General features: G+C 62.5%; 16 protein-coding genes. 9 read left to right on the top strand and 7 right to left on the bottom strand.

The annotated features are described in order from the left end of the window. Positions 1-18: 18 nt before the first annotated feature. Both mutS and IGS75_RS10750 read left to right on the top strand, forming a co-directional pair. Positions 19-2,658 carry a DNA mismatch repair protein MutS gene (gene mutS / locus IGS75_RS10755; protein WP_202256820.1) on the top strand — a complete coding sequence of 880 codons (2,640 nt, stop codon included), beginning with the start codon at positions 19-21 and terminating at the stop codon, positions 2,656-2,658. Between the two features lie 8 nt (positions 2,659-2,666). Then, a complete protein-coding gene (locus tag IGS75_RS10750) occupies positions 2,667-5,516 on the top strand; it encodes a [protein-PII] uridylyltransferase (RefSeq protein ID WP_202256819.1) in 2,850 nt (949 codons plus the stop codon). Here IGS75_RS10750 and IGS75_RS10745 read toward each other — a convergent pair. Continuing rightward, positions 5,497-7,176 carry a tetratricopeptide repeat protein gene (locus IGS75_RS10745; RefSeq protein WP_202256818.1) on the bottom strand — a complete coding sequence of 560 codons (1,680 nt, stop codon included), beginning with the start codon at positions 7,174-7,176 and terminating at the stop codon, positions 5,497-5,499. The two genes, IGS75_RS10750 and IGS75_RS10745, sit on opposite strands and share 20 nt — an antisense overlap. A gap of 518 nt (positions 7,177-7,694) precedes the next feature. Between IGS75_RS10745 and IGS75_RS10740 the strand changes: the two genes are divergently transcribed. The 5 genes from IGS75_RS10740 to IGS75_RS10720 all read left to right on the top strand — a co-directional run bounded on the left by IGS75_RS10740 (position 7,695) and on the right by IGS75_RS10720 (position 13,709). Then, on the top strand, positions 7,695-8,678 hold the full coding sequence (locus tag IGS75_RS10740; protein ID WP_202256817.1) for a hypothetical protein: 984 nt from the start codon (positions 7,695-7,697) through the stop codon (positions 8,676-8,678). A 23-nt stretch (positions 8,679-8,701) separates the two neighbouring features. Then, the gene (gene thrC / locus IGS75_RS10735; protein WP_202256816.1) at positions 8,702-10,102 is read left to right on the top strand and encodes a threonine synthase; all 1,401 of its coding nucleotides are present in this window, start codon (positions 8,702-8,704) and stop codon (positions 10,100-10,102) included. Positions 10,103-10,165: 63 nt separating this feature from the next. Beyond that, a complete protein-coding gene (locus IGS75_RS10730) occupies positions 10,166-11,431 on the top strand; it encodes a M16 family metallopeptidase (protein WP_202256815.1) in 1,266 nt (421 codons plus the stop codon). Then, positions 11,428-12,759: a TldD/PmbA family protein gene (locus IGS75_RS10725; protein ID WP_202256814.1), complete on the top strand. Its 1,332-nt coding sequence runs from the start codon at positions 11,428-11,430 to the stop codon at positions 12,757-12,759. The genes IGS75_RS10730 and IGS75_RS10725 overlap by 4 nt, the downstream gene beginning before the upstream one ends. After that, positions 12,759-13,709, top strand: a complete 951-nt coding sequence (locus IGS75_RS10720) for a Tim44 domain-containing protein (protein ID WP_202256813.1) — start codon at positions 12,759-12,761, stop codon at positions 13,707-13,709. The genes IGS75_RS10725 and IGS75_RS10720 overlap by 1 nt, the downstream gene beginning before the upstream one ends. 198 nt (positions 13,710-13,907) lie before the next feature. On the opposite strand, the gene IGS75_RS10715 is transcribed toward IGS75_RS10720, so the two are convergent. The 3 genes from IGS75_RS10715 to IGS75_RS10705 form a co-directional block, all read right to left on the bottom strand. After that, positions 13,908-14,858, bottom strand: a complete 951-nt coding sequence (locus IGS75_RS10715; protein WP_202256812.1) for a heme o synthase — start codon at positions 14,856-14,858, stop codon at positions 13,908-13,910. Beyond that, positions 14,855-16,021 (bottom strand): cbb3-type cytochrome c oxidase subunit I, encoded by a 1,167-nt coding sequence (locus IGS75_RS10710; protein ID WP_141349956.1) that lies wholly within the window; start codon positions 16,019-16,021, stop codon positions 14,855-14,857. The genes IGS75_RS10715 and IGS75_RS10710 overlap by 4 nt, the downstream gene beginning before the upstream one ends. A gap of 86 nt (positions 16,022-16,107) precedes the next feature. Continuing rightward, positions 16,108-16,788, bottom strand: coding sequence for a class I SAM-dependent methyltransferase (locus IGS75_RS10705; protein WP_141349954.1), 681 nt, complete (start codon positions 16,786-16,788; stop codon positions 16,108-16,110). 164 nt (positions 16,789-16,952) lie between these two features. On the opposite strand from IGS75_RS10705, the gene IGS75_RS10700 reads away from it, so the two are divergent. Beyond that, positions 16,953-17,147 (top strand): hypothetical protein, encoded by a 195-nt coding sequence (locus tag IGS75_RS10700; protein ID WP_141349952.1) that lies wholly within the window; start codon positions 16,953-16,955, stop codon positions 17,145-17,147. A gap of 9 nt (positions 17,148-17,156) precedes the next feature. Here IGS75_RS10700 and gshB read toward each other — a convergent pair whose 3' ends face one another. The 3 genes from gshB to uvrB all read right to left on the bottom strand — a co-directional run bounded on the left by gshB (position 17,157) and on the right by uvrB (position 21,276). Then, a complete protein-coding gene (gene gshB, locus IGS75_RS10695) occupies positions 17,157-18,134 on the bottom strand; it encodes a glutathione synthase (RefSeq protein ID WP_141349950.1) in 978 nt (325 codons plus the stop codon). Between the two features lie 305 nt (positions 18,135-18,439). Next, positions 18,440-18,961 carry a transcription elongation factor GreB gene (greB, locus tag IGS75_RS10690; protein ID WP_141349948.1) on the bottom strand — a complete coding sequence of 174 codons (522 nt, stop codon included), beginning with the start codon at positions 18,959-18,961 and terminating at the stop codon, positions 18,440-18,442. A gap of 104 nt (positions 18,962-19,065) precedes the next feature. Then, complete coding sequence (gene uvrB / locus IGS75_RS10685; RefSeq protein ID WP_408876495.1) at positions 19,066-21,276, bottom strand: excinuclease ABC subunit UvrB; 2,211 nt, start codon at positions 21,274-21,276, stop codon at positions 19,066-19,068. 169 nt (positions 21,277-21,445) lie between these two features. Between uvrB and IGS75_RS10680 the strand changes: the two genes are divergently transcribed. Then, positions 21,446-21,859 (top strand): hypothetical protein, encoded by a 414-nt coding sequence (locus tag IGS75_RS10680; RefSeq protein ID WP_202256811.1) that lies wholly within the window; start codon positions 21,446-21,448, stop codon positions 21,857-21,859. The last annotated feature ends 249 nt before the right edge of the window (positions 21,860-22,108 follow it).

The raw sequence follows: 22,108 nt of genomic DNA, 5'->3' as shown, positions 1-22,108 counted from the left end.
GGACCCATCGGCACCTTCATGCCCCTGCCCACCGCCGAAAATGCCAGCCCCGCGATGGCCCAGTGGTTCGACCTCAAACATCAGGAACCTGATGCGCTCCTGTTCTTCCGCATGGGCGATTTCTACGAGCTGTTCTTCTCCGATGCGCAGGCCGCCGCCATGGCGCTCGATATTGCGCTGACCGCTCGCGGTACCCACCAGGGCGAACCAATCCCCATGTGCGGCGTGCCCGTCGCCGCCGCCCCGGCATATCTGTCGCGCCTGATCCGTCGTGGCTTCCGCGTCGCCGTCGCCGAACAGACCCAGACACCCCCGAAAAAAGGCGAAAAACCGCAGAAAGGCCCGCTGTCCCGCGCCATCGTCCGCGTCGTCACCCCCGGCACCCTGACCGAAGACGAACTGCTCGAAGCCGGACGCGCCAACCTGCTCCTCGCCATTGCCCGCAGCCCCGAAAAACGCACGAAAACGATCGGCGCGGCGTGGATCGACATCTCTACCGGCGCCTTCGAAACCGCCTCGGTTCCCGAAAGCGCCCTGCCGGAACTGATGGCCCGGCTCGACGCCGCCGAGATCCTGTCCGAACCCGACCTGATCCCGCCGGACTACGCGTCCCGTCTGGCCCCCGTCGCCGTCCCGCCGACACTCGACAGCGCCCGCACCCTCGTCGCCCGCGCCTATGGCGTCGCCCAGATCGACGCCCTGGGAGACTTCCCGCCCGAACAGGCCATCGCCTGCGCCATGGCCCTGAACTACGTCCAGCGCAGTCAGGCCGGAGCACTCCCGCGCCTCTCCCGCCCCATCCCGCAGGGCACGGACGGCGTCCTGGGCATCGACCCCGCCACCCGCGCCAGCCTCGATATCCTGCGCACCCGCGACGGAGAGACGAAACACAGCCTTCTCGGCGCCGTCACCCGCACCGCCACAGCCGCAGGCTCCCGCCTCCTCGCCCAGTGGCTCGCCTCCCCCCTGACCGACGCCACCGCGATCACGGACCGCCAGAACGGTTGGCTCTGGCTCCAATCCATTCCCGGCCTGTCCGGTGCACTCGGCGACATCCTGCGCCGCACGCCAGACCCCGCCCGCGCCCTGGGCCGCATCTCGGCCGGGCGCGGCCAGCCCCGCGATCTTGCCGCCATCCGCGACACGCTGATCGCCGCCAACGACATCACCGCCCTGTTCCAGCCCGTCTGCGACCAGAACACCCCCACGCTGATCCGCACCCTCACCGCAGGCCTGTACGGCCGCGCCGACACCCTGCTGGAACAGCTTCAGGCTGCCGTCGCCGAAACCCTTCCCGCCCGCATCGAAGACGGCGGCTTCATCGCCCCCGGCTACAACACGGAACTGGACCGCTATCGCGGCCTGCGCGACGAAAGCCGCCGCATCATCGCCACCATGCAGGGTGACCTGTCCGAAAAATTCGGCGTCTCAAACCTCAAGATCAAACACCACGCGCAGCTCGGCTACGTCATCGAAGTCCCGTCCGCAGCCGGCACAAAACTCCGCGACAACCCGGAGCTGTCCTTCCGTCAGGGCACAGCCAGTCTTGCCCGCTTCTCGACAGAAGAACTCGCCGGCCTGGACCGCGCCATCCTCGAAGCCGCCGACAAGGCTTCTGCATTGGAACGCCGCATCTTCGCCGAGCTCTGCGCCCGTATCCTGCAAACCCCGGCCCTCGATGATGTCGCGGAATTCCTGGCTCTCGCAGACGTCCTGCGCTCCTGCGGCCTGCTCGCGGAAGGCGGCTCATGGTGCCGCCCCACCGTCACGGACGGCACGGAATTCAACCTCGTCGCCTGCCGCCACCCGGTCGTCGAAGCCGCACTGGCCGAATCGGGAAGCGCGGATGCCCGTTTCATCCCCAATGACTGCGCCCTGCCACCCGAACACCGCGCCATGCTGCTGACTGGCCCGAACATGGCGGGTAAATCGACCTTCCTCCGCCAGACCGCCCTTGCCGTCATCCTGGCGCAGGCAGGCCTCCCTGTTCCCGCGAAAGAAGCCCATATCGGCGTGGTGGATCGCCTGTTCTCCCGCGTCGGCGGCGCGGACGACCTCGCCCGGGGCCGCTCGACCTTCATGGTCGAAATGACCGAGACAGCCGCGATTCTCAATCAGGCCGGTCCAAAATCCCTCGTCGTCGTGGACGAAATCGGGCGTGGCACTGCAACCCTCGACGGCTTGTCCATCGCATGGGCCACACTCGAAGCCCTGCACACACAGCTCGGCTCACGAACAATCTTTGCAACGCATTTCCATGAACTCGGGGCCCTGACCGAATTTCTACCCCGCCTCGCCCCCTACACGATGGCCGTGAAAGAATGGCGCGGCGAAGTGATCTTCCAGCACGAGGTCCGCCCCGGTGCCGCCCGCAAGAGCTGGGGCCTGCATGTCGCAAAACTGGCCGGAATCCCTCAAGCCGTCGTCAACCGAGCCAGCCGCCTCCTCTCCCAGTTCGAGCGCGAACAGGCCGATTCCCGCTCGTCGCTGCCGCTTTTCGAAGCCGTGACGTCCCCAGAAACACCCCCTCAGACCGACACCATAGCGTCCCCCGCACCCACCCCGCTGGAAGACGCGCTCCGGGCTCTGAACCCCGATGAACTCTCTCCCCGGGACGCGCTGGATGCGCTATACGAACTGAAACGCCTCGCCTTATGAAACGGCACTTGAAAGAAACCTCTTTCTGGGGCGAAACTCCCTCCCTCTCCTTCGCTGACGATACGGATAAGCCCCTGTCTGACCGAACCGCCCCCCCCTCGTGCGACCCGGCATCCTCCCTGCAAACCGCTCTCGACGCGGCTGCGGCACAGGGGCAAACAACCCGCGAGAACGTCCTCTCGATCCTGCGGCGGCATCTCGGCAGCGGTAACGCCACTGTCCGTCACGAGTTCGAAAAGCGCAGAATGTCGGGAATCGACGCCGCCCGCGCCCTCGCCCATCAGGCCGACGACATAGTCTGCGCGCTGGCCGAACTCGCCGCACAGAAACACGATGCTCCCGGCGAGACCCTCTGTCTCTGCGCCACCGGCGGGTACGGTGCAGGACTTCTCGCCCCCTTCAGCGACATCGACATCCTCTTCCTGATCCCCGGTGATCCGACCCCGGCCATGACCGCCCGGATCGAATTTATCCTCTACGCCCTGTGGGATCTCGGCCTGCGCGTCGGCCACGCCACACGCTCCATCGCCGAATGCGTCCGCGACGCCGACAGCGACCTCACCATCCGCACCGCCCTTCTCGATCTGCGCTTCCTGCACGGTGATCGCGACCTCGCCCACGATCTGCGCTGCGCCCTGGGCATCGATCTGCAAAACGATCGGCTCTGCGAGTTCGTCATGGGCAAGATCGCCGAACGCGAACAGCGTCACCGCCGATTTGGCGACAATCCTTACATGGTCGAACCTAATATCAAGGAAGGCCGCGGCGGCCTGCGCGACCTGCAAACCCTGAACTGGATGGGCCGTGCTGCCCTGGGTTGCGCCGTCTCCACCCCGGACCGCAATGGCCAGCCCGCCGAAGCCCCGCAGACACCGTCCTTCGCCTCCTTCGGCCTGCTGACAGACCGCGAATCTCTGCGCGCGCGCCGCTCATGGGACTTCCTGTGGACGGTCCGCCTGCACCTGCATTACATCACCGGTCGCGCAGAGGAACGACTGACCTTCGACGTCCAGCCCGTCATCGGCGGCCGCATGGGCTATGCCACGCACGGCCGCCAGCGCGGCGTCGAGCGATTCATGCGGCACTATTTCCTGACGGCCCGTGATGTCGTGCGCCTCACCAGCGTGCTGCAACCCGTTGTGCTGATGCATCTTCAGGACCAGACCACCGGCGAGCCGCCCAAAATCGTCTCCGGACCCGAAGAGTTCCAGACCATTGCCGGCCGCATCTCCCCCATCGAGCCCGTGACCTTCGCGTCGCAGCCCCGCGAGATGTTCCGCCTGCTCGACTGCGGCCGCCGCCACGACCTGCCCCTGCATCCCATCGCGATGCAGCAGATTATCCGCAACGAACGCCACGCCGTCACCCTGCGTGACGATCCCGAAACCGCGAAAATCTTTCTGGATCTGCTCTGCGAGCCGAGTGCAGACGAAACCAAAGCCGTTCCGTTCTGGCTCCCGATCCTGAACGAAACCGGCCTTCTCGGCCGCCTCCTACCGGACTGGTCCCGCGTTGTCGGGCAGATGCAGTTCGACAGCTATCATATCTATACGGTTGATGAGCACATCGTCGAAGCCGTGCGCATGATGGGCCAGATCGAAGCTGGTCGCATGGCGGACGAAATCCCCCTGGCCTACACACTGGCCAGCGACCTGCGGTCCCGACGTGCGCTTTACGTCGCCGTCCTGCTGCACGATATCGGCAAGGGACGCGGCGGCGACCATTCCGAAATCGGCGCCGACCTCGCGCTCACGATCTGTCCGCAGCTCGGCCTTGATCCCGAAGAAACCGATACCGTCTCCTGGCTGGTCCTGCACCATCTCCTGCTGTCTCAGACCGCCTTCACCCGAGACATCGACGATCCCCGCACGATCCTCGACCTCGCCGACACCATCCAGTCCCCCGAACGTCTACGTCTCCTCCTGCTCCTCACCATCGCCGACATACGTGCCGTCAGCCCGAAGGTCTGGAACGCCTGGAAAGCCACCCTCCTGCGCGAGCTCTTCTCCCGCGTCGCCGAGGTACTGGAGGGCGGACTGGCCGCCACCGAACGCGACAGCCGCGTCAACCATGCCCGCGAACTTGCCCGTGACGGCCTTACGGGTACCCTGCCGGAAAGCAGCATCGACCGTTTTCTGGACCTTGGCTATCCAAGCTACTGGCTCGGCTTCGACACCGACACGCAGATGCGCCACGCCCGCATGGTCCATGACTCAGACCGCTACCGCTCCCCGGTCACGGTCGAAGCCTACCCCATCCCCGAACGCGGCGTCACCGAACTCACAGTGCTCTGCGCCGATCATCCGGGCCTGTTCTCCCAAATTGCGGGCGCTCTCGCCGTCGCAGGCGCATCCATCGTCGACGCCCGCATTCACACACTGAGCGACGGCATGGCGCTCGACACGTTCTGGGTGCAGGACGGCGAAGGCTGCTCCTTCGAGGAGCCACACCAGCTCGGCCGCCTGAACCATCTCGTGGAACAGGCCCTCTCCGGCCGCCTCGACATCCGCAAAGGCATCGAAGACGCCAACCATCACAGCACATCACGCCGAATGCGCGCTATCCACGTGCCGCCCCGCGTCGTCATCGACAATATGGCCTCAGACCGTCACACGGTTATCGAAGTCAACGGCCGAGACCGTCCCGGCCTGCTGCACGACGTCACTTCCGCCCTCAGCAGCGCATCACTCCAGATTTCCTCAGCCCATATCACGACCTACGGCATGCGCGCCGTGGACGTGTTCTATGTGCGGGACCTTCTAGGCATAAAGATCACCGATCCGGTCCGCCTCGCTGGCCTGCGCGAAACCCTGCTCGCCTCTCTCACAAGCTCTCCGGTCACCACACCCGCGAACTGAGCGCTTGCGCAACCTCCCGCAGCACGGCCTCCCATCCCGCGGTAACCGCCGCACCGGAGGGTGGCCGGAACTGCCGGACACCCCCGTACCAATCCACATCCTTCCACCGCCAATCGCCCCCCTCGCGATTGAGCAACCATAACGGCCGTCCCAGCGCACCCGCGACATGCGCCACCAACGTATCCACGCTGACCACCAGCGCACACCGCCCCACCTCCCGCGCCAGATCCATAGGCGTCTCCAGTGACACCCGCTCCATCCAGCCCGGCGCATCGCCCGGCTGAAGCGCCACGAACCGTACGTCACGAACCTGCTGCAACGCGTCCAGACACCCAACCGGAACCGACCGCCTGCGATCAAACCGATAGGACGGATTCCCCGACCAGCAGACCCCGATCCGCCTGGCCTCCGGCTTTTCCGAAACCGCCAGATACGGTTCCGTTGACGGCACATCATCCATCCCAAGCACCGCCGGCAAACTCAGCAGACTAACCTCCGCCACCACCGGCCCTTCGGCTGGCAAAATCCCCCCCTGATCCAGCTCCGGCATCAGTTCCGCCAGCGCAGCAGCCCGTAACCTCAGCCGCAACGGACGCCTCTTTGCCGCCAGTGTCAGAAAGCGCAAAAACTGCACCTCATCGCCCAGCCCCTGCTCCCCCACAACAGCCACAGACTCCTCTCCCGTCGAGCCGTCCCATTGCGGAACATCCGAAACCAGACGCAGCAGGGACCGGCGGCTCTCGAAATCCCGCCAACCTTCCGCAAACTTCCCTTGTCCCAGCAGAATGGTCGCACGGTTGAAGCGCGCCCGATCCGCCTCCTCTCCGCTCTCGCGCATCACAATCGCCCCGAAAAGCGCCTCGGCCTCTTCCAGACGTCCGATTTCCATCAGCACTGTCCCCAGACTGTTGGCGATCCGCCCATCCGAAGGCCGGAGTTGCAGTGCCTCCTGCAACGTCTCACAGGCCGCGCAAAGATCGCCCAGCGCCATCTTCACCAGCCCCAGACTGTTGAGGGTCTCCGCAGTTCGCGCACCCTGCTCACAGGCCTTTGACAGGACTGTCACCGCTTCGTCGAACGCATTTCTGACGAATAACGCCGCCCCCAGATTAGCCAGCGCGTGCCCATCCTGCGGCCTGTGTTGCACGATTTTCCGGAACTGTCCGATTGCCTGCTCCACCAGCCCGTCATCCAGGAATAACGCTCCGAGACGCGTTCTCACGACAGTGTCGTCTGCTGAGAGAGCAACTGCTTTTTCTAGCGCCGCACGCGCCTCGCCCCGACGCCCCAGCCTTTCAAAAGCCTCCCCCAGAGCCGCATGCGCACGCGGATCGGACGGCTGCAGAATTACTGATACATTCAATGCCGCGCGCGCCGCTTCGGCATGCCCCTGAGCTATAAGCGCAAGCCCCAGCGTAATATGCATCCTGGCCTTCCGATCAGGAGAGATGCCATTTTTCTGCAACGCCAGCCCCACCAGCGCGATAGCCGTAGCATCCTGCCCGCGCGCACGCGCCAGACAGGCCATCCCATGCAGGGCGTCGGGCTGCCCCGGCTCCCTGGCCAGGATGTTACGAAAACCTTCCTCCGCGCCTATGAGGTCTCCTGCACGGAAGCGGACAAAGGCGGCTTCGGTCGGATCGGCAGAAAACAGAGACATTAATTAACTCTTTGTGCTCAGAAATTGCCACAAAATCCAGATAGACAGACGTTAACGAAGTTTTCACAGTTATTTGGTCAAATCGTAAATCCAAGTACCATGCCAGAGGTTTTCAGACGATGCATCTTGAACAGAGAACAGGTCCGGTACCGGGTCTGGTGTACGCGACGGTCCGACAGGGAATGACCACCCGGACATTCCCCATCGAGGTGCGGCGGACTGCTTCAGGTCATTACATCTCCCGCATGCCTGATAACCGATGGTCAATCGAGTGCCTGACCGTCGAAGCCGCCCTCTTGATGCACGCTGCCGTCCTTTTTCCGGTCGAGCATGAACTTGCACCCTGGCTTTCCAACCCAAGGCCCGCACCTTTCGCGGTCGATCACATCCCGAGCCCCATTAAAAGTCCGATTACTGAAGGCCAGGAACCGCAAATCAGCGCCCCATCCAAGTCAAAAGTGGACTCCTGACTGCACTTCTGACTTGCCAAAGACGGTTAGCAGAGCAATGTCAGAAGCATGAAAACCCGTCTCCTGCACGTCGCCGCCACTACTGGCCTTGCGGCACTGGCCGTCATGGCCACCCCCGCCAGAGCGGATCATCCCTGGCAGGACGCTCCCGTTCAGGCGTCCATCACAGCAGACGCAACAATCCCGGGCCTACAGCCCACAACGCTGCTCGCCGCCGAAAACGGAACCTATCTGGCCCTCGACGCCAACGGACATCCCGTCCGGATCGACGCCACCAATACGGCCGCTCCCCTTCCCGGCCCCAATCAGCTCACGGACCACCTGGTCACACTGACCCGGTCCGGCACTGATCTGTGGGGCCTGACAGCCGGTGCACAGCCGGCCCTCCTCCGGATGTCGCAGGATGGATCGGTCCTGTCCCGTATTCCCCTGAGTGGCGCCACGGTCCAGGGCAGCAATCTGATCGCCCTTCAGATCCACGATACCCACGCCTATCTGGCTGACGAAGGCAAACCCGCCCTCGTCGTGGCAAACCTCCAGACCGGCAAGGCCACCCGCTTCCTGCCCTATGACATGTCCCTCACCGGCCGCCACCCGCTCCTGCGCAACAACCAGCCGCGCATGGGCCCCGACGGACATCCCATGGCCGGCGGCAATGTGCGCTTCCTTATGCTGGACGCGAAAGGCCAGTGGCTGTTCTACCAGCCCGCCTGCGGCCCCATGTCCCGCATCGATACCGCACTCCTGACCGACACGGACTTCACCGCAGTCGAACAGCTCGACGGCATCACCGAATGGCGAACCACACCCAGTCTCGGCGGCGCAACCCTGACGCCAGACAACGTCTTCTACCTGTCCGACATCACCATCGGCAGCATCCTGAAATTCGGCCCTGACCGTATCCCGCTGCGGATCCTGAAGGACCCGCGCCTCTTCGATGCGGGCGCGCCCGCCATCTCCGACAGCCATCAGATGGCCGTTCTGGTCACGGAAGATGGCACAACCCACATTCTCCGCATCGCCTTGCCCTGACAGGACGTGATATAAAATCCCCCATGCGCTACCGATCGACCCGCGGCGAGCTGACCGCCGACGCCCCGAACTTCTCTGACATCCTTCTCGCCGGCCTCGCGGGAGATGGTGGTCTCTACATGCCGGAGAGCTGGCCAAAGATCAGCCCGCAGACCCTGCGCGAGTGGCGTACGCTCTCCTATCCGGACCTCGCCGCCGAAGTCATCGCCCTGTTCACCGAAGGCGCGATCGACGTCGAAACCCTGCGCGGGATGACGCGTGACGCCTACGCGGATTTCGACCACGCCGCCGTGGTCCCGCTGGTCGAAGTCGAGCAGGATCTCTATTCCCTCGAACTGTTTCACGGCCCGACGCTCGCCTTCAAGGACATGGCGATGCAGATGCTCGGTCGCCTGTTCGATCATGTCCTGACCCAGCGCAACCGTCACGTCACGATCGTCGGCGCAACTTCCGGCGACACCGGCTCGGCCGCTATCGAGGCCTGCCGTGGCCGCGAACGCCTCTCCGTCGTCATCCTGCACCCCAAAGGTCGCACCTCGGACGTCCAGCGCCGCCAGATGACGACCGTTCAGGACGACAACATCCTCAACATCGCCGTCGAGGGCGATTTCGATACCTGTCAGGATCTAGTCAAGGCGATGTTCGCCGACCACGCTTTCCGCGACGAGGTCTCGCTCTCAGCTGTCAATTCCATCAACTGGGCCCGCATCGCAGCCCAGATCCCGTATTACGTCCGCGCAGCCCTCGCCCTCGGCGCACCGGACCGCGAAGTCTCCTTCTCGGTCCCGACCGGAAATTTCGGCAACGTCCTCGCTGCCTGGGCAGCAAAGCAGATGGGCCTACCCATCAAAAAGCTTTGCATCGGCTCCAACCGCAACGACATCCTCACGCGCTTCGTCATCGACAACGACATGAGCGTACGTACGGTCGAGCCCAGCCTCTCGCCATCGATGGACATTCAGGTGTCATCCAACTTCGAACGCCTGCTGTTCGAACTGCTGGACCGCAACGCCACACGCTGCGCCGCCATCATGCGGGAGTTCCGCGAAACCGGCCGCATGGCCGTCCCGCATGACGCCTGGACCCGCATGAACGAGCTCTTCGAGGGCATGACCCTCACCGACGAACAGACCAGCGAAGCCATGCGCCTGTTCTATAACGAAAGCCTCTACCTCGCGGACCCGCACAGCGCGATCGGCCTCGCCGTCGGCAAACGCTTCCAGGAACCCGGCATCCCTATGGTCGCGGCCGCCACAGCCCACCCCGCCAAGTTCCCGGACGCCGTGGTCGCGGCCACCGGCATCCACCCCAAACTTCCGCCGCACCTGTCCGACCTGTTAGAGCGCACCGAACGTTACGAGTGCATGGACAGCCAGATTGCCGGCCTTCAGGACGCCGTCCGCGCCCATATCAAGCGCGGCTGATCCTCAGAATAATACAGGCTCCCCAACCGGGGGGCCTGCCTTCCTGCGACAATACGGAACCTCATGCCCGATACGATTGAAGTCACCAGACTCGATAACGGCCTGACCATCATCACCGAACAGATGGACCGCGTTGAAACCGTGTCTTTCGGAGCCTATGTCTCCATCGGCACCCGCGACGAGACCGCCGCCAATAATGGCGTCTCCCACTTCCTCGAACACATGGCCTTCAAGGGCACCGAGCGTCGCTCGGCCGCGCAGATCGCGGAAGACATCGAAAATGTCGGCGGCTACATCAACGCCTATACCGCCCGCGAAACCACAGCCTATTACGTCAAGCTGCTGAAGAACGACCTCGCGCTCGGTGTCGACATCATCGGCGATATCCTGACCCACAGCACGTTTCTGGACGCTGAAATCGAGCGTGAACGCGGCGTGATCCTTCAGGAAATCGGTCAGGCCAACGACACGCCCGATGACATCATCTTCGACCAGTTCCAGGAACGTGCCTTCCCGGAACAGCCCATGGGCCGCCCCACACTGGGCACCGAAGACCTCGTCTCGACCATGACGCGTGACACGCTCATGTCCTACATGCGTGAGCATTACACGACCCACAACGTCACCATCGCCGCCGCCGGAAACCTGCATCATCAGCAGGTCGTCGATCTGGTGAAGGAACACTTCCGCGACCTCCCCACCCATCAGACGCCCCGCCCCCGCGCGGCCGCATATGAGGGCGGCGAACTGCGCACGACCCGCGAACTGGATCAGGCCCATCTCGTCATGGGTTTCCCGTCCGTCAGTTACATGCACCCCGACCATTACGCGGTCATGATCCTCTCGACGCTGCTCGGCGGCGGCATGTCCTCACGCCTGTTCCAGGAAATCCGTGAGCGCCGCGGCCTGGTCTACAGCGTCTATTCCTTCGCCTCTCCCTTCAGCGACAGCGGCCTGTTCGGCCTTTACGCCGGCACAGGCGAGGAGCAGGCTGCCGAACTCGTCCCCGTCATGATCGACGAACTCAAGCGCCTTCAGGACGGCCTGAGCGAAGCGGAGCTCTCCCGCGCCCGCGCCCAGCTCAAATCCTCGCTCCTGATGTCGCTGGAAAGCACCGGCAGCCGCTGTGAACAGCTCGCCCGCCAGATCCAGGTCCATAACCGCCCGGTCCCGACGTCCGAAACCGTTGCGAAAATCGATTCCGTGACGGAAGCCGACATTCTGCGCGTCGCCCGCACCATTTTCTCCGGCACGCCGACCTTCACCGCCATCGGCCCCGTCGGCAACATGCCCTCGCTCGAGGATATCACAGCAAGGCTCGCCGCATGACCGCAACGCCCGTCGAAGCCCTCCTCGCCGCAGCCCGCCGACATGGCGCAGACCGCGCAGACGCCATTCTCGTCCGCGACGAGTCTGAGTCCGCGCTCGTCCGCAAGGGCGTCCCCGAAGGCATCGAGCGCTCCGAGAGCGTTGCCCTCGGCCTGCGCGTCTTCCGTGGCAAGCGCGCGGCCACGGTTTCGACGAGCGTTCTGAACGAGGCCGAGTTCGACCGTCTGGCCGAACAGGCCTGCGCAATGGCCCTGGTCGTCCCCGAAGACCAATACGCCGGCCTCGCCGAAACTGCCCTTCAGGGCCATTTCGACGCCGCCGGACTGGACCTCGAATGCAGTTCCTCGCCGAGCATGGACGACCTCCTCGCCCGCGCTCGCGAAGCCGAAGATACGGCCCTGTCCTTCGAAGGCATCACCAACACCAACGGCGCCTCCGCCGGTCACGGCCGCACCTCGGTCGCACTCGGCACCTCGGCAGGCTTCTTCGGCGCCTACAGCCGCACCGCACACTCCACCAGCGCCAGCGTCCTCGCCGGTGAGGGTGCCACGATGCAGCGCGACTACGCCTATCGCAGCGCCGTACATCTCGAAGACCTCGAAAGCGCGACCATCATCGGCCGCGAAGCCGCCGAACGGGTTCTGGCGCGCATCAACCCCGGCCGTCCCCGCACCGGCACCTACAGCGTGATCTACGACCCGCGCGTCTCCGCCACTCTGCTCGGCCATCTGGTCGGCGCCATCAACGGGGCCGCCATCGCACGGGGCACATCCTTCCTCAAGGACAGCCTCGGCAAGCAGATCCTCTCTGCGGGCCTGACCGTCCATGACGACCCCCGCCGTATCCGCGGCGCCGCCTCCCGTCCTTTCGACGCCGAAGGCTGCGCTGCCCTGCAGCTGGACCTGATCACGGACGGCACCCTCCAGACCTGGCTGCTCGACTCCCGCAGCGGTCGCCAGCTGAACATGCCCACGAACGGCCGCGCCAGCCGTGGCGTCGCCTCGCCGCCCTCCCCAAGTGTGACAAATCTTCATCTCGCACCTGGAACCCTTTCTTCCGAGGCACTGCGTTCCGATATCAGTGAAGGGATCCTGATCACGGAGCTCATGGGCTCGTCGGTCAACATGCTGACCGGCGATTACAGCCGTGGCGCTTCGGGCTTCATGATCCGCAACGGCGAAGTTGCCGAACCCGTCGCCGAACTCACGGTCGCGGGCAACCTGAAAGACATGTTTGCCCGCATGATTCCGGGCAGTGATCTAATGTTCCGGCAGAGCGTTAACGCGCCAAGCATCCGGATCGACGGCATGAACATTGCAGGACTTTGATGCGTAAATTCCGACTTTCTACGACCGCCCTCGCCCTCCTCTGCGCTGTCAGCCTCGGTGCGCTGGGAACAGCGGATGCGCGCCCGGGCGGCGGCAGCTCCATCGGAAGCCGCGGCTCCCACACCTGGAGCGCCCCGCCGCGCACCTCCATCACGCCCGGCTGGGCGCGCCCGATGGACCAGTCCGCAACCCCGCGTCCCTCGCCCAATTACGGCTCACCGGGCTATGCCGCTCCGGCCCGCCCGATGCCCGGCTTCGGCACCCCGGCCTACAGACCCTCCTACCCTGTCCGCCATCCGTTCTTAAGCGGATTTGCAGGCGGCTTCCTGGGCGCAGGCCTGTTCGGTCTGTTGAGCGGCCACGGCGTCATGGGCGGCATGACTGGCGGCACGTCTTTCTTCGGCTTCCTGTTACAGGTTCTCATCATTGGCGGCCTGATCGCCTTCGTCCTGCGCATGTTCGGTAACCGTGGTCAGCGCAGCCCGCTAGGCATGCCCTCTTCCGCAGGTGCATCCCCCTTCGGCAACGCAGGCGGCAGCACACCTGTGACACTGACCAATGACGACTACCTGAGCTTCCAGCGCCTTCTGCTCGACATCCAGGCCGCCTGGAGCGCACAGAACATGCGCGCCCTCGCCAGCATGGCGACCCCGGAAATGACAGGCTATTTCAACGCCCAGCTTTCCGATCTCGCGAGCCGTGGCGCACGCAACATCGTCTCCAACGTTCAGTTCCAGCGAGGCGACCTTTCCGAAGCCTGGCGCGAAGGTAGCCTGACCTACGCCACAGTCGCCATGCGCTACTCCATGACGGACGTCACCACGGACTCCATGGGCAACGTCATCGACGGCAGCTCCACCGAGCCCGTCACCGTGACCGAACTCTGGACCTTCGTCCGCGCCGACGGCCGCGGCAACTGGATCCTCTCCGCCATCCAGCAAGCTGGCTGAGCAAACCCCAAAACAGAAAAAGGCCCGGGAAATCCCCGGGCCTTTTTTATTGCCTGAATAAGCAGCAAAATCCCGGCTATTACAGCCGCGTCAGCGTAATCACGTAAAAGATGACAGCCAGTAGTACCACACCGCCAACAATCCCCGTAATCCGGCTCAGACGCCGCTTGCGGGCAAGATCAATATCAGTGGTCATGCTCATCCGATCAGAACCCGGTCAACCAGTAGCCCGCAGAACAGCAGGAAAAGATAGGCCAGCGAATACCGAAACGCGAACCGCGCCGGCTTGTCTGCCGTGAGGCTCACCCCTTCTGCATCCTGCTGATCCAGCAGGACCCGGAACGCACACAGAATAAATCCCAAATCCAGCAGACTGGTCACAACCGTATAGGTCAGCCCAACCTCATGCACGAAACTCGGCACCAGTGAGACGGCCGTAAGAATGAACGTGTATATCAGGATCTGCCACCGCGTATGACGCGCACCCTTCACGACCGGCAGCATCGGAATGCCCGCCTTGCCGTAATCCTTGCACGCATAAAGTGACAGCGACCAGAAATGCGGCGGGGTCCACAGAAAGACGATCGCAAACATCGCCACCGGCAGCACAGCCATAGAGTTCATGGTCGCCGCCCAGCCGATCATCGGCGGGAACGCACCCGCAGCCCCACCAATCACAATGTTCTGCGGCGTGCTCCGCTTGAGCCACATCGTGTAGATGACACTGTAAAAGAAAATCGAGAATGCGAGGATGCCGGCCGCCAGCGCATTCGTCGCCAGCCACAGCACCACCACGGACAGAACCGACAGCACAACGCCGTAAACCAGCGCCGCCTGCTCCGGCATCCGCCCGTCAGGAATGGGCCGCACGACCGTCCGCTTCATAATCGCGTCAATGTCGCGATCATACCACATGTTGATCGCACCCGCGGCGCCTGCCCCGATACAGATGCACAGAATGGTAATCAGTCCGATGGGAATGGACGGCCAGCGCGGCGCCACAGCCATGCCCGCAGCGCCCGTAAACACCACCAGTGAAATCACGCGCGGCTTGAGAAGCGCCAACCATTCACGCAGGGACGGATCACCATCCTTGCCCGGAACGGAAAAAACCCCCGAAGGGGCCAGAGGCGTTGCCGTATCGCTCATGCCGAGACCCGGGCACGCCCGGTCTCCCTCAGCAGGAACAGCCCGACCAGCCCAAAGGCCAGAAGACTGATCCCCATAAGAACCTCACCATAGATCATAACGCCCGGCACGATCGAACAGAACGCCCCGACCAACATCAGCCCGGCGTGCAGCCGGCTCATCATCACGGGGATCCGACGGGGCAGAAGCATCTCAACCCAGGCATAGAACCCGCCGCAAAGCGCCATGATACCACCGAACGCCACAGCCGTATGATCGCCCGAATGTCCCGGCAGCCAGTCAGACAGCCATCCCGCCGTGAAAAGCAGAATGCTGCCAATCGCCCAGAGTGCGGCACCATCCAGATCCCGCTTCTGCTGCCACACATCCCGGCACAGCGCACAAATCAGCACCATCGACGGCACGATCTGCGTCACAACAACAAGGCTGGCCGTCACGCCAGCGGGAAGCGAGCCATAAAGCCCGTCCATCCACAGCAGCGGACCACCAATACCCATGATGCCAAAAACATAAGGCGCCACTACCCAGGAAGCGCCCCCATCGGAAGAACGCGACAGCAGCGCTGACGCCACCAGCCCCAGAGCCGGCGTCAGCATCAGAGCAGTTTCCGGAAGATGCAGCGTCTCGATCAGGGCCGTGGTTGTAATCCCGTCCATCATGCCGCGCGTCACAACCGCTGCCAGAACCGGCGCCACGAGAACAACGCTGCAAGCGGTCGCCAACAGCGACCAGGCCAGCGGCGACATGTCGCGGAAACGGCAGGTCCGTCCCTCAACACAGGTAGTGATCACATCAATCGCTACAGCCAGGATCCCGACCGACCACAACAGCAGAGCTACGAACGGCAGAACCGGAAGCAGCACGACCCCGGAAGACAGAAACCCGAACCCGGCCATCGTCAGGCCCCGAAGCACCGTCCGGTTAATCCCCAGCGCAGACGGTAGAAGCCACTGGCCAAAACCACCCAGCGCGGCAGGGCACATGACGAAGAACGTCATGAGAATACCGTGGCAAAACGCCTGACCACTCGTGGGATGTGTCTGAAGCATTGGCAGAGCCAACGACCCGCCCAGCAAACCGGCAAAAAGTGCCAGCAGAATGAAAGACGTTCCGACTCGGCGGCTGGAACGGGCTGGGGCAGTATCGACGGCCTGATAAGTCATGATCTCGTAGTCGGTCCCTGAACTAGGAATACCGCAGCGAGCGTCGGAATACTCGGCGCCGACACAGGTGCGGAACCAAACGCCGATCAGGCGACCAGGGCTGCTGCGTCGCTTTTACTCTCGCATTGCGGCAATGTCACGAGTGTAAACAACCCCGCCGGCGGAACCGGCATCAGCGTGGCGCGGCGCAGATCTTCCGGCGGCAGCAGCGATTCAATGGCAAAATCCGGATGCCAGCCCAGCGAACGCGACGCGCGGGCCATACCCCGCTCGACCGAGAGACGCAGACCGCCCGTCGCCAGGAAGTGGTTGACGAACAGGATATGCCCACCCGGCTTCACGACACGCTTGAGCTCGGCCAGCAACCGGTCCGGATGCGGCACGACAGAGGCGACGAACATTGCAACGGCAATATCGAAGCTGTCGTCCTCGAACGTCGTGGCTTCTGCATCCATTTCCAGCAGGTCATCCACATTCGTCAGATGGTCCTGCAGAACGCGGATGCGTGCACGCTCCAGCATGTCTTCGGAGAGATCGATTCCCGTGATCCGCTTGTCGCGGGAATAGGACGGCAGGGCCAGCCCCGTTCCAACGCCGACTTCCAGAACCCTCTCGCCTGGCAGGGCATTGACCGCAGCCACTGCTCTCTTACGTCCGTACCCCGAAATACCGCCAAAAACAGTATCATAAACGCGGGCCCATCGACGATAAGCCGTCTTGACGGCTTCCGCGTCCAGTGCCGAACGCGGGGAAAGGGTTGAGGACATGATGATATGCGACCTTCTTTGTCCGCCCGGCCCTCAGCAGGCCAGAGCTGTCCGGAACATGTTCAATTGGCACCTTCTTGCCCTCCCAGATATGCATCTGGCAAGACACGCAGTGCGCAAGACGTTTCAAAGCGGTGCTTCAGACAGGCCCGAGGAGAACAATAGTGCTGATTTATTCCCTCGTAGGGATCACATTCATCATCTGGACAGGGATTTATTTCCTGTATTTCCGCCAGCAGGTTATCGCCTGGTTGAGCAACCGTCTCGGGAAAGACCGCCCCGTCCCCGTCGAGGACAATGCCTCCGAAGACCAGCTTCCGTTCAGCTACACGCCCCCGCCCAAAGACGATCAATCCTGACCGCGCGCCTTAGGCCAGAACACGCCGCTCGATCGCATCCCAGATTAGCCCGGCGCTGTTGATCCCATCAAAACGGTCCAGCTCCTGCAGGCCGGTCGGCGATGTGACGTTGATTTCCGTCAGCCAGTTACCAATCACGTCGATCCCTGTGAAAATCAGGCCATGATCGCGCAGATACGGCCCGATCGACTCACAGATTTCCCTGTCCCGCGGCGTCAGTTCCACGCTCATGGCCCGACCGCCCACATGCATGTTCGACCGCGCCTCACCCGTCGCTGGAACCCGGTTGATCGCGCCAATCGCCTCGCCATCCACCAGGATGATGCGCTTGTCACCCTGACGCACGGCCGGTTCGTAACGCTGGATCATGAGCGGCTCACGCGAACGCGCGAAATGCATCTCCAGCAACGCACCAAGATTCTCATCATCCGGCTTGATCCGGAAAATCCCCGATCCGCCATTGCCATAAAGCGGCTTGACGATGATGTCCTGATACTTCTCGCGGAACGCCAGAATTTCACGCGTATCCCATGTCACGAGCGTCGGCGGCATCAGATGTGGAAAATGCGTCACCAGCAGCTTTTCTGGCGCATTGCGCACGGCCACCGGATCATTCACTACCAGCGACCGCCCCTCACCCACGCCATGCACATGCTCAAGTATATGCGTAGCCGTAATGTAGCCCATGTCGAACGGCGGATCCTGGCGCATCAGGATCACATCCGTCTGCCCCAGGTCCAGCACCTGCTCCTCACCGAACGTCGCATGATTGCCCCGCTCGCGCCGCACCTCGACACGACGCGCGCGGGCCTGCACACGCCCACCTTTATCTTGCCCCTCGACAAGACTCAGCGTCGTCACCGGATAAACCCACAGCTCATAGCCACGTGCCTGCGCCTCAAGCATCATCGCAAACGTGGAGTCACCATCAATATTGACGTACTCCAGAGGATCCATCTGAACAGCAACGCGAAGAGAACGGGACATCGGAAAACTCCGGCAGGGAGAAAAGAGGAGTGGTCCAGTCCTCTGTAACCGCATGCCCCGGTTTTTCAAAATCCCTCTTCTGCGAAATTCCCACCCCTGACCGCCTCAAGACGCGCCATATTCCAAGCCCTCCGTCCGGCGTAGCGATTCCGACAGGAAGCAACCTCTCGCAGCCGAAAAAACATCCCATCAGACTGCAAAATTCGAAATACAAGCAGAAAGCGCTCTCTCCGCAGACACGCCTATATTCCCGCTACAGTCCGCGCCACCAGGCAGCCCCTGCCCCTCGCGACCGAGCATACGATTTAAGCATGGCTCTCGTCAGAAGACGCCGCAGCCACCGGATAAACAATCTTCAAAATCTCGATCTCGACCGGCCCACGCGGGGTCTGCAACATCGCAACATCGCCCACACGCGTCCGCATCAGCGCCCGCGCAACAGGCGACACCAAACTGACCTCCCCGCGCACCAGATCGGACTCGTCCACGCCAAGGATCGTCACGGTATGCTCGACGTCATCCTCGTCCACATACGTCACGGTCGCCCCGAAAAACACACGATCCCGCGTCGTCTGGGCCGCAGGATCCACGATCACCGCATTTTCCAACCGCTTGCCCAGAAACCGCATCCGCCGGTCGATCTCCCGCAACCGGCGCTTGCCGTACTGATAGTCCGCATTTTCTGAGCGATCGCCATTCCCCGCCGCCCAGGACACGATCTCCACAATCCGCGGCCGCTCCTTCTGCGCCAGCTCTTTCAGCTCAGCGCGCATAACGGCAGCCCCCTTCGGCGACAGATAATGCGACAGCGGCGTCTTCTCAGCCATGCGCCCAACCTGCCAAAAACGCAGGAACCCGCAACGAAAAACCCATGTTCAGATCCTGAAAAAACCAACCACGTCCAAAAAACGAAAAGACCGTATGGCCCGGATCAGCGCCCCCGGCCACGCTTCTTCTTCGCCGGATCGTAGCCGCCCCCACCAGGCCCCAGCGGCACAGGCGTCTTCGGCGCCTTCCGCGCTCCCGGCCGCCCGGCAGTCGAGGACGCAATCGGTGGCGGCTCCAGCCCCATATCGATCGCCTCCAGACGCTTGACCTCGTCGCGCAGACGCGCAGCCTGTTCAAAGTCGAGATTGGCCGCAGCCTCCCGCATCCGCTTTTCCAGATCCTGGATCGTCGCCGGCAGCGACTTGCCAACAAACTGCTCCGTATCACCAGACCCGTCCGGCGCCACCGTCACGTAGTCCTGCTCGAACACCGACGACAGCGCATCGCCAATCTTCGAGCGCACCGTCATCGGCGTAATCCCGTGCGCCTCGTTCCATTCCGTCTGCTTGGCCCGACGCCGCGCCGTCTCCTCGATCGCGTATTTCAGACTGTCCGTCATCTTGTCCGCATAGAGCAGCACACGCCCATCGACGTTGCGCGCCGCACGCCCGATCGTCTGGATCAACGACGTCTTGGACCGCAGGAACCCTTCCTTGTCCGCATCCAGAATGGCCACGACCGAACATTCCGGAATATCCAGTCCCTCACGCAGCAGGTTAATCCCCACCAGAACGTCAAACGCCCCAAGCCGCAGATCACGAATGATCTCAATCCGCTCCAGCGTATCCACATCCGAATGCAGATACCGGACCTTGATGCCGGCTTCGCCCAGATAGTCCGTCAGATCCTCGGCCATCCGCTTGGTCAGCGTCGTGACCAGAACGCGCCCGCCCTTGCTGATCGCATCCCGACATTCATGCAGCAGGTCATCAACCTGCCCCTCGACCGGCCGCACATCCGTCACCGGATCAATCAGCCCCGTCGGACGAATGATCTGCTCGGCAAACACACCGCCTGTCTGCTCCATTTCCCACGGCCCCGGCGTCGCGGAGACGAAAATCGACTGCGGCCGAAACGCATTCCACTCCCCGAAGGCCAGCGGACGGTTGTCGATGCAAGACGGCAGACGGAACCCATAATCTGACAGCACGCTTTTCCGCGCCCTGTCCCCACGCTCCATCCCGCCAATCTGCGGTACCGTGACGTGACTTTCATCCACGATCAGCAGCGCATCTTCTGGCAGATATTCGAACAGAGTGGGCGGCGGATCACCCGGACCACGCCCGGACAAATAGCGCGAGTAGTTCTCGATCCCCTTACACGCACCCGTCGTCTCGATCATTTCCAGATCGAACGTGGTGCGCTGCGACAGACGCTCCGCCTCCAGCAGCTTTCCATCCTCAGTGAACTGCTCAAGGCGTCCGCGAAGCTCGTTCTTGATCCCGATCATCGCCTGATTGAGCGTCGGCCGCGGCGTCACGTAATGCGAGTTCGCATAAACGCTGATTTCCGCCAGATCCGCCGTCTTGTTCCCCGTCAGCGGATCGAACTCCACAATCTGGTCGATCTCATCGCCAAACAGCGACACGCGCCAGGCCCGGTCCTCGTTCTGCACCGGGAAAATATCGATCTGCTCGCCCCGCACCCGGAACGTCCCGCGCTCGAACGCTGCATCATTGCGTCGGTACTGCAACTCCACCAGCGCCTTGATCAGCCGCTCGCGGTCAATGGACCCGCCAACCTCAAGCCGCACCACCATTTTCGAATACGTCTCAACTGATCCGATACCGTAAATACAGGAGACGGACGCCACGATAATAACATCATTACGCTCCAGCAGAGCCTGCGTGGCGGCATGGCGCATCCGGTCGATCTGCTCGTTGATCTGGCTGTCCTTCTCGATATACGTGTCCGACCGCGGCACATACGCCTCCGGCTGGTAGTAATCGTAGTAAGACACGAAATACTCGACCGCATTATCCGGGAAGAACTGCTTCATCTCCCCATAAAGCTGCGCCGCTAGCGTCTTGTTGGGCGCAAGAATAAGCGTCGGCTTCTGCGTCGCCTCAATGACTTTCGCCATACTGAACGTCTTGCCCGAGCCCGTAACGCCAAGCAGGACCTGGTCCCGCTCACCGCCCTCAACGCCCTGCACAAGCTCCGCAATCGCCGTCGGCTGATCGCCCGCCGGCTCGTAATCCGATTTAACAACGAATTTACGCGTCTTCGCTTTCGCAGGCTGCCGCTCCGGCAAAAACTGGGTCATCGGCATTGCAGTCGCATTACGGACGGACGAGGATTCTTTTATGGCCATCATGCCAAGATGGGAAAGCGCATCACGGACAGCAAGAGCCTTCCCTACCCTCTTCCATAAAGACAGCATTCCACCTGCGTATCTTTATGACAACTTATTGCTGAAAGGGATGGAGAGACTCGTTCCCCAGAGGTATCAACACTCCTGCATCTCTGAAGAAAGAACCGTCATGGACGTCCAGACAATCGAGCAGACCTACACTCAACTTCAGCAACAGGCCCAGCAGTCCGCCCAGGCCCTTCAGGCCCTGGGGTCCAAAATGCAGGCCGCCGCCCAGACCGGCGACATGCAGGCCCGCGAATGGTCCCTCGACCTGCGCGAACTCGCCCTCGCCTTCCAAGCCGAACAGCAGCAGGTCACAAACCTCCTGCAACAGCTCCACGCAGCCCTCGCCAATGCCCAACCGGACTACAGTACACAACCCACCTATCAGGCCCCGACAGAGCAGGCCCCCGTCCAGCCGGTCCAGTCCGTACCGGACAACAATTTCATTTCGAACATCCTCAATTCCGGATTCGCCCGCTCTGTCGAAGCCGGTGCCGGATTCAGCATCGGCAACGATCTGATCAAGGAAATCTTCTGATTTTCGCTTGATATTTCTGAACTGTTTTTTTCAGTACCCCTACCCGGTACCCCCGCAGGCACCCAATCCCGACCCGGCTGATCACCGGGTCAAGTCTTCTCCCCGCGTCAGACTTCATTCCACAGAAAAAACCGTCTCCCAGAGCGGATTTCAAAGAGCTTCCAAGAAATCGTATACGAAAATAGAACGCTCTCATTACAAACCGACGCCATTCGTGCTGGTATAAATTAAAATTCTTTCAAGAATTTG

This window comes from Gluconobacter sphaericus (assembly GCF_016757795.1).
Lineage (GTDB): Bacteria > Pseudomonadota > Alphaproteobacteria > Acetobacterales > Acetobacteraceae > Gluconobacter > Gluconobacter sphaericus.
This window is presented reverse-complemented; position numbering and strand designations above follow the sequence as displayed.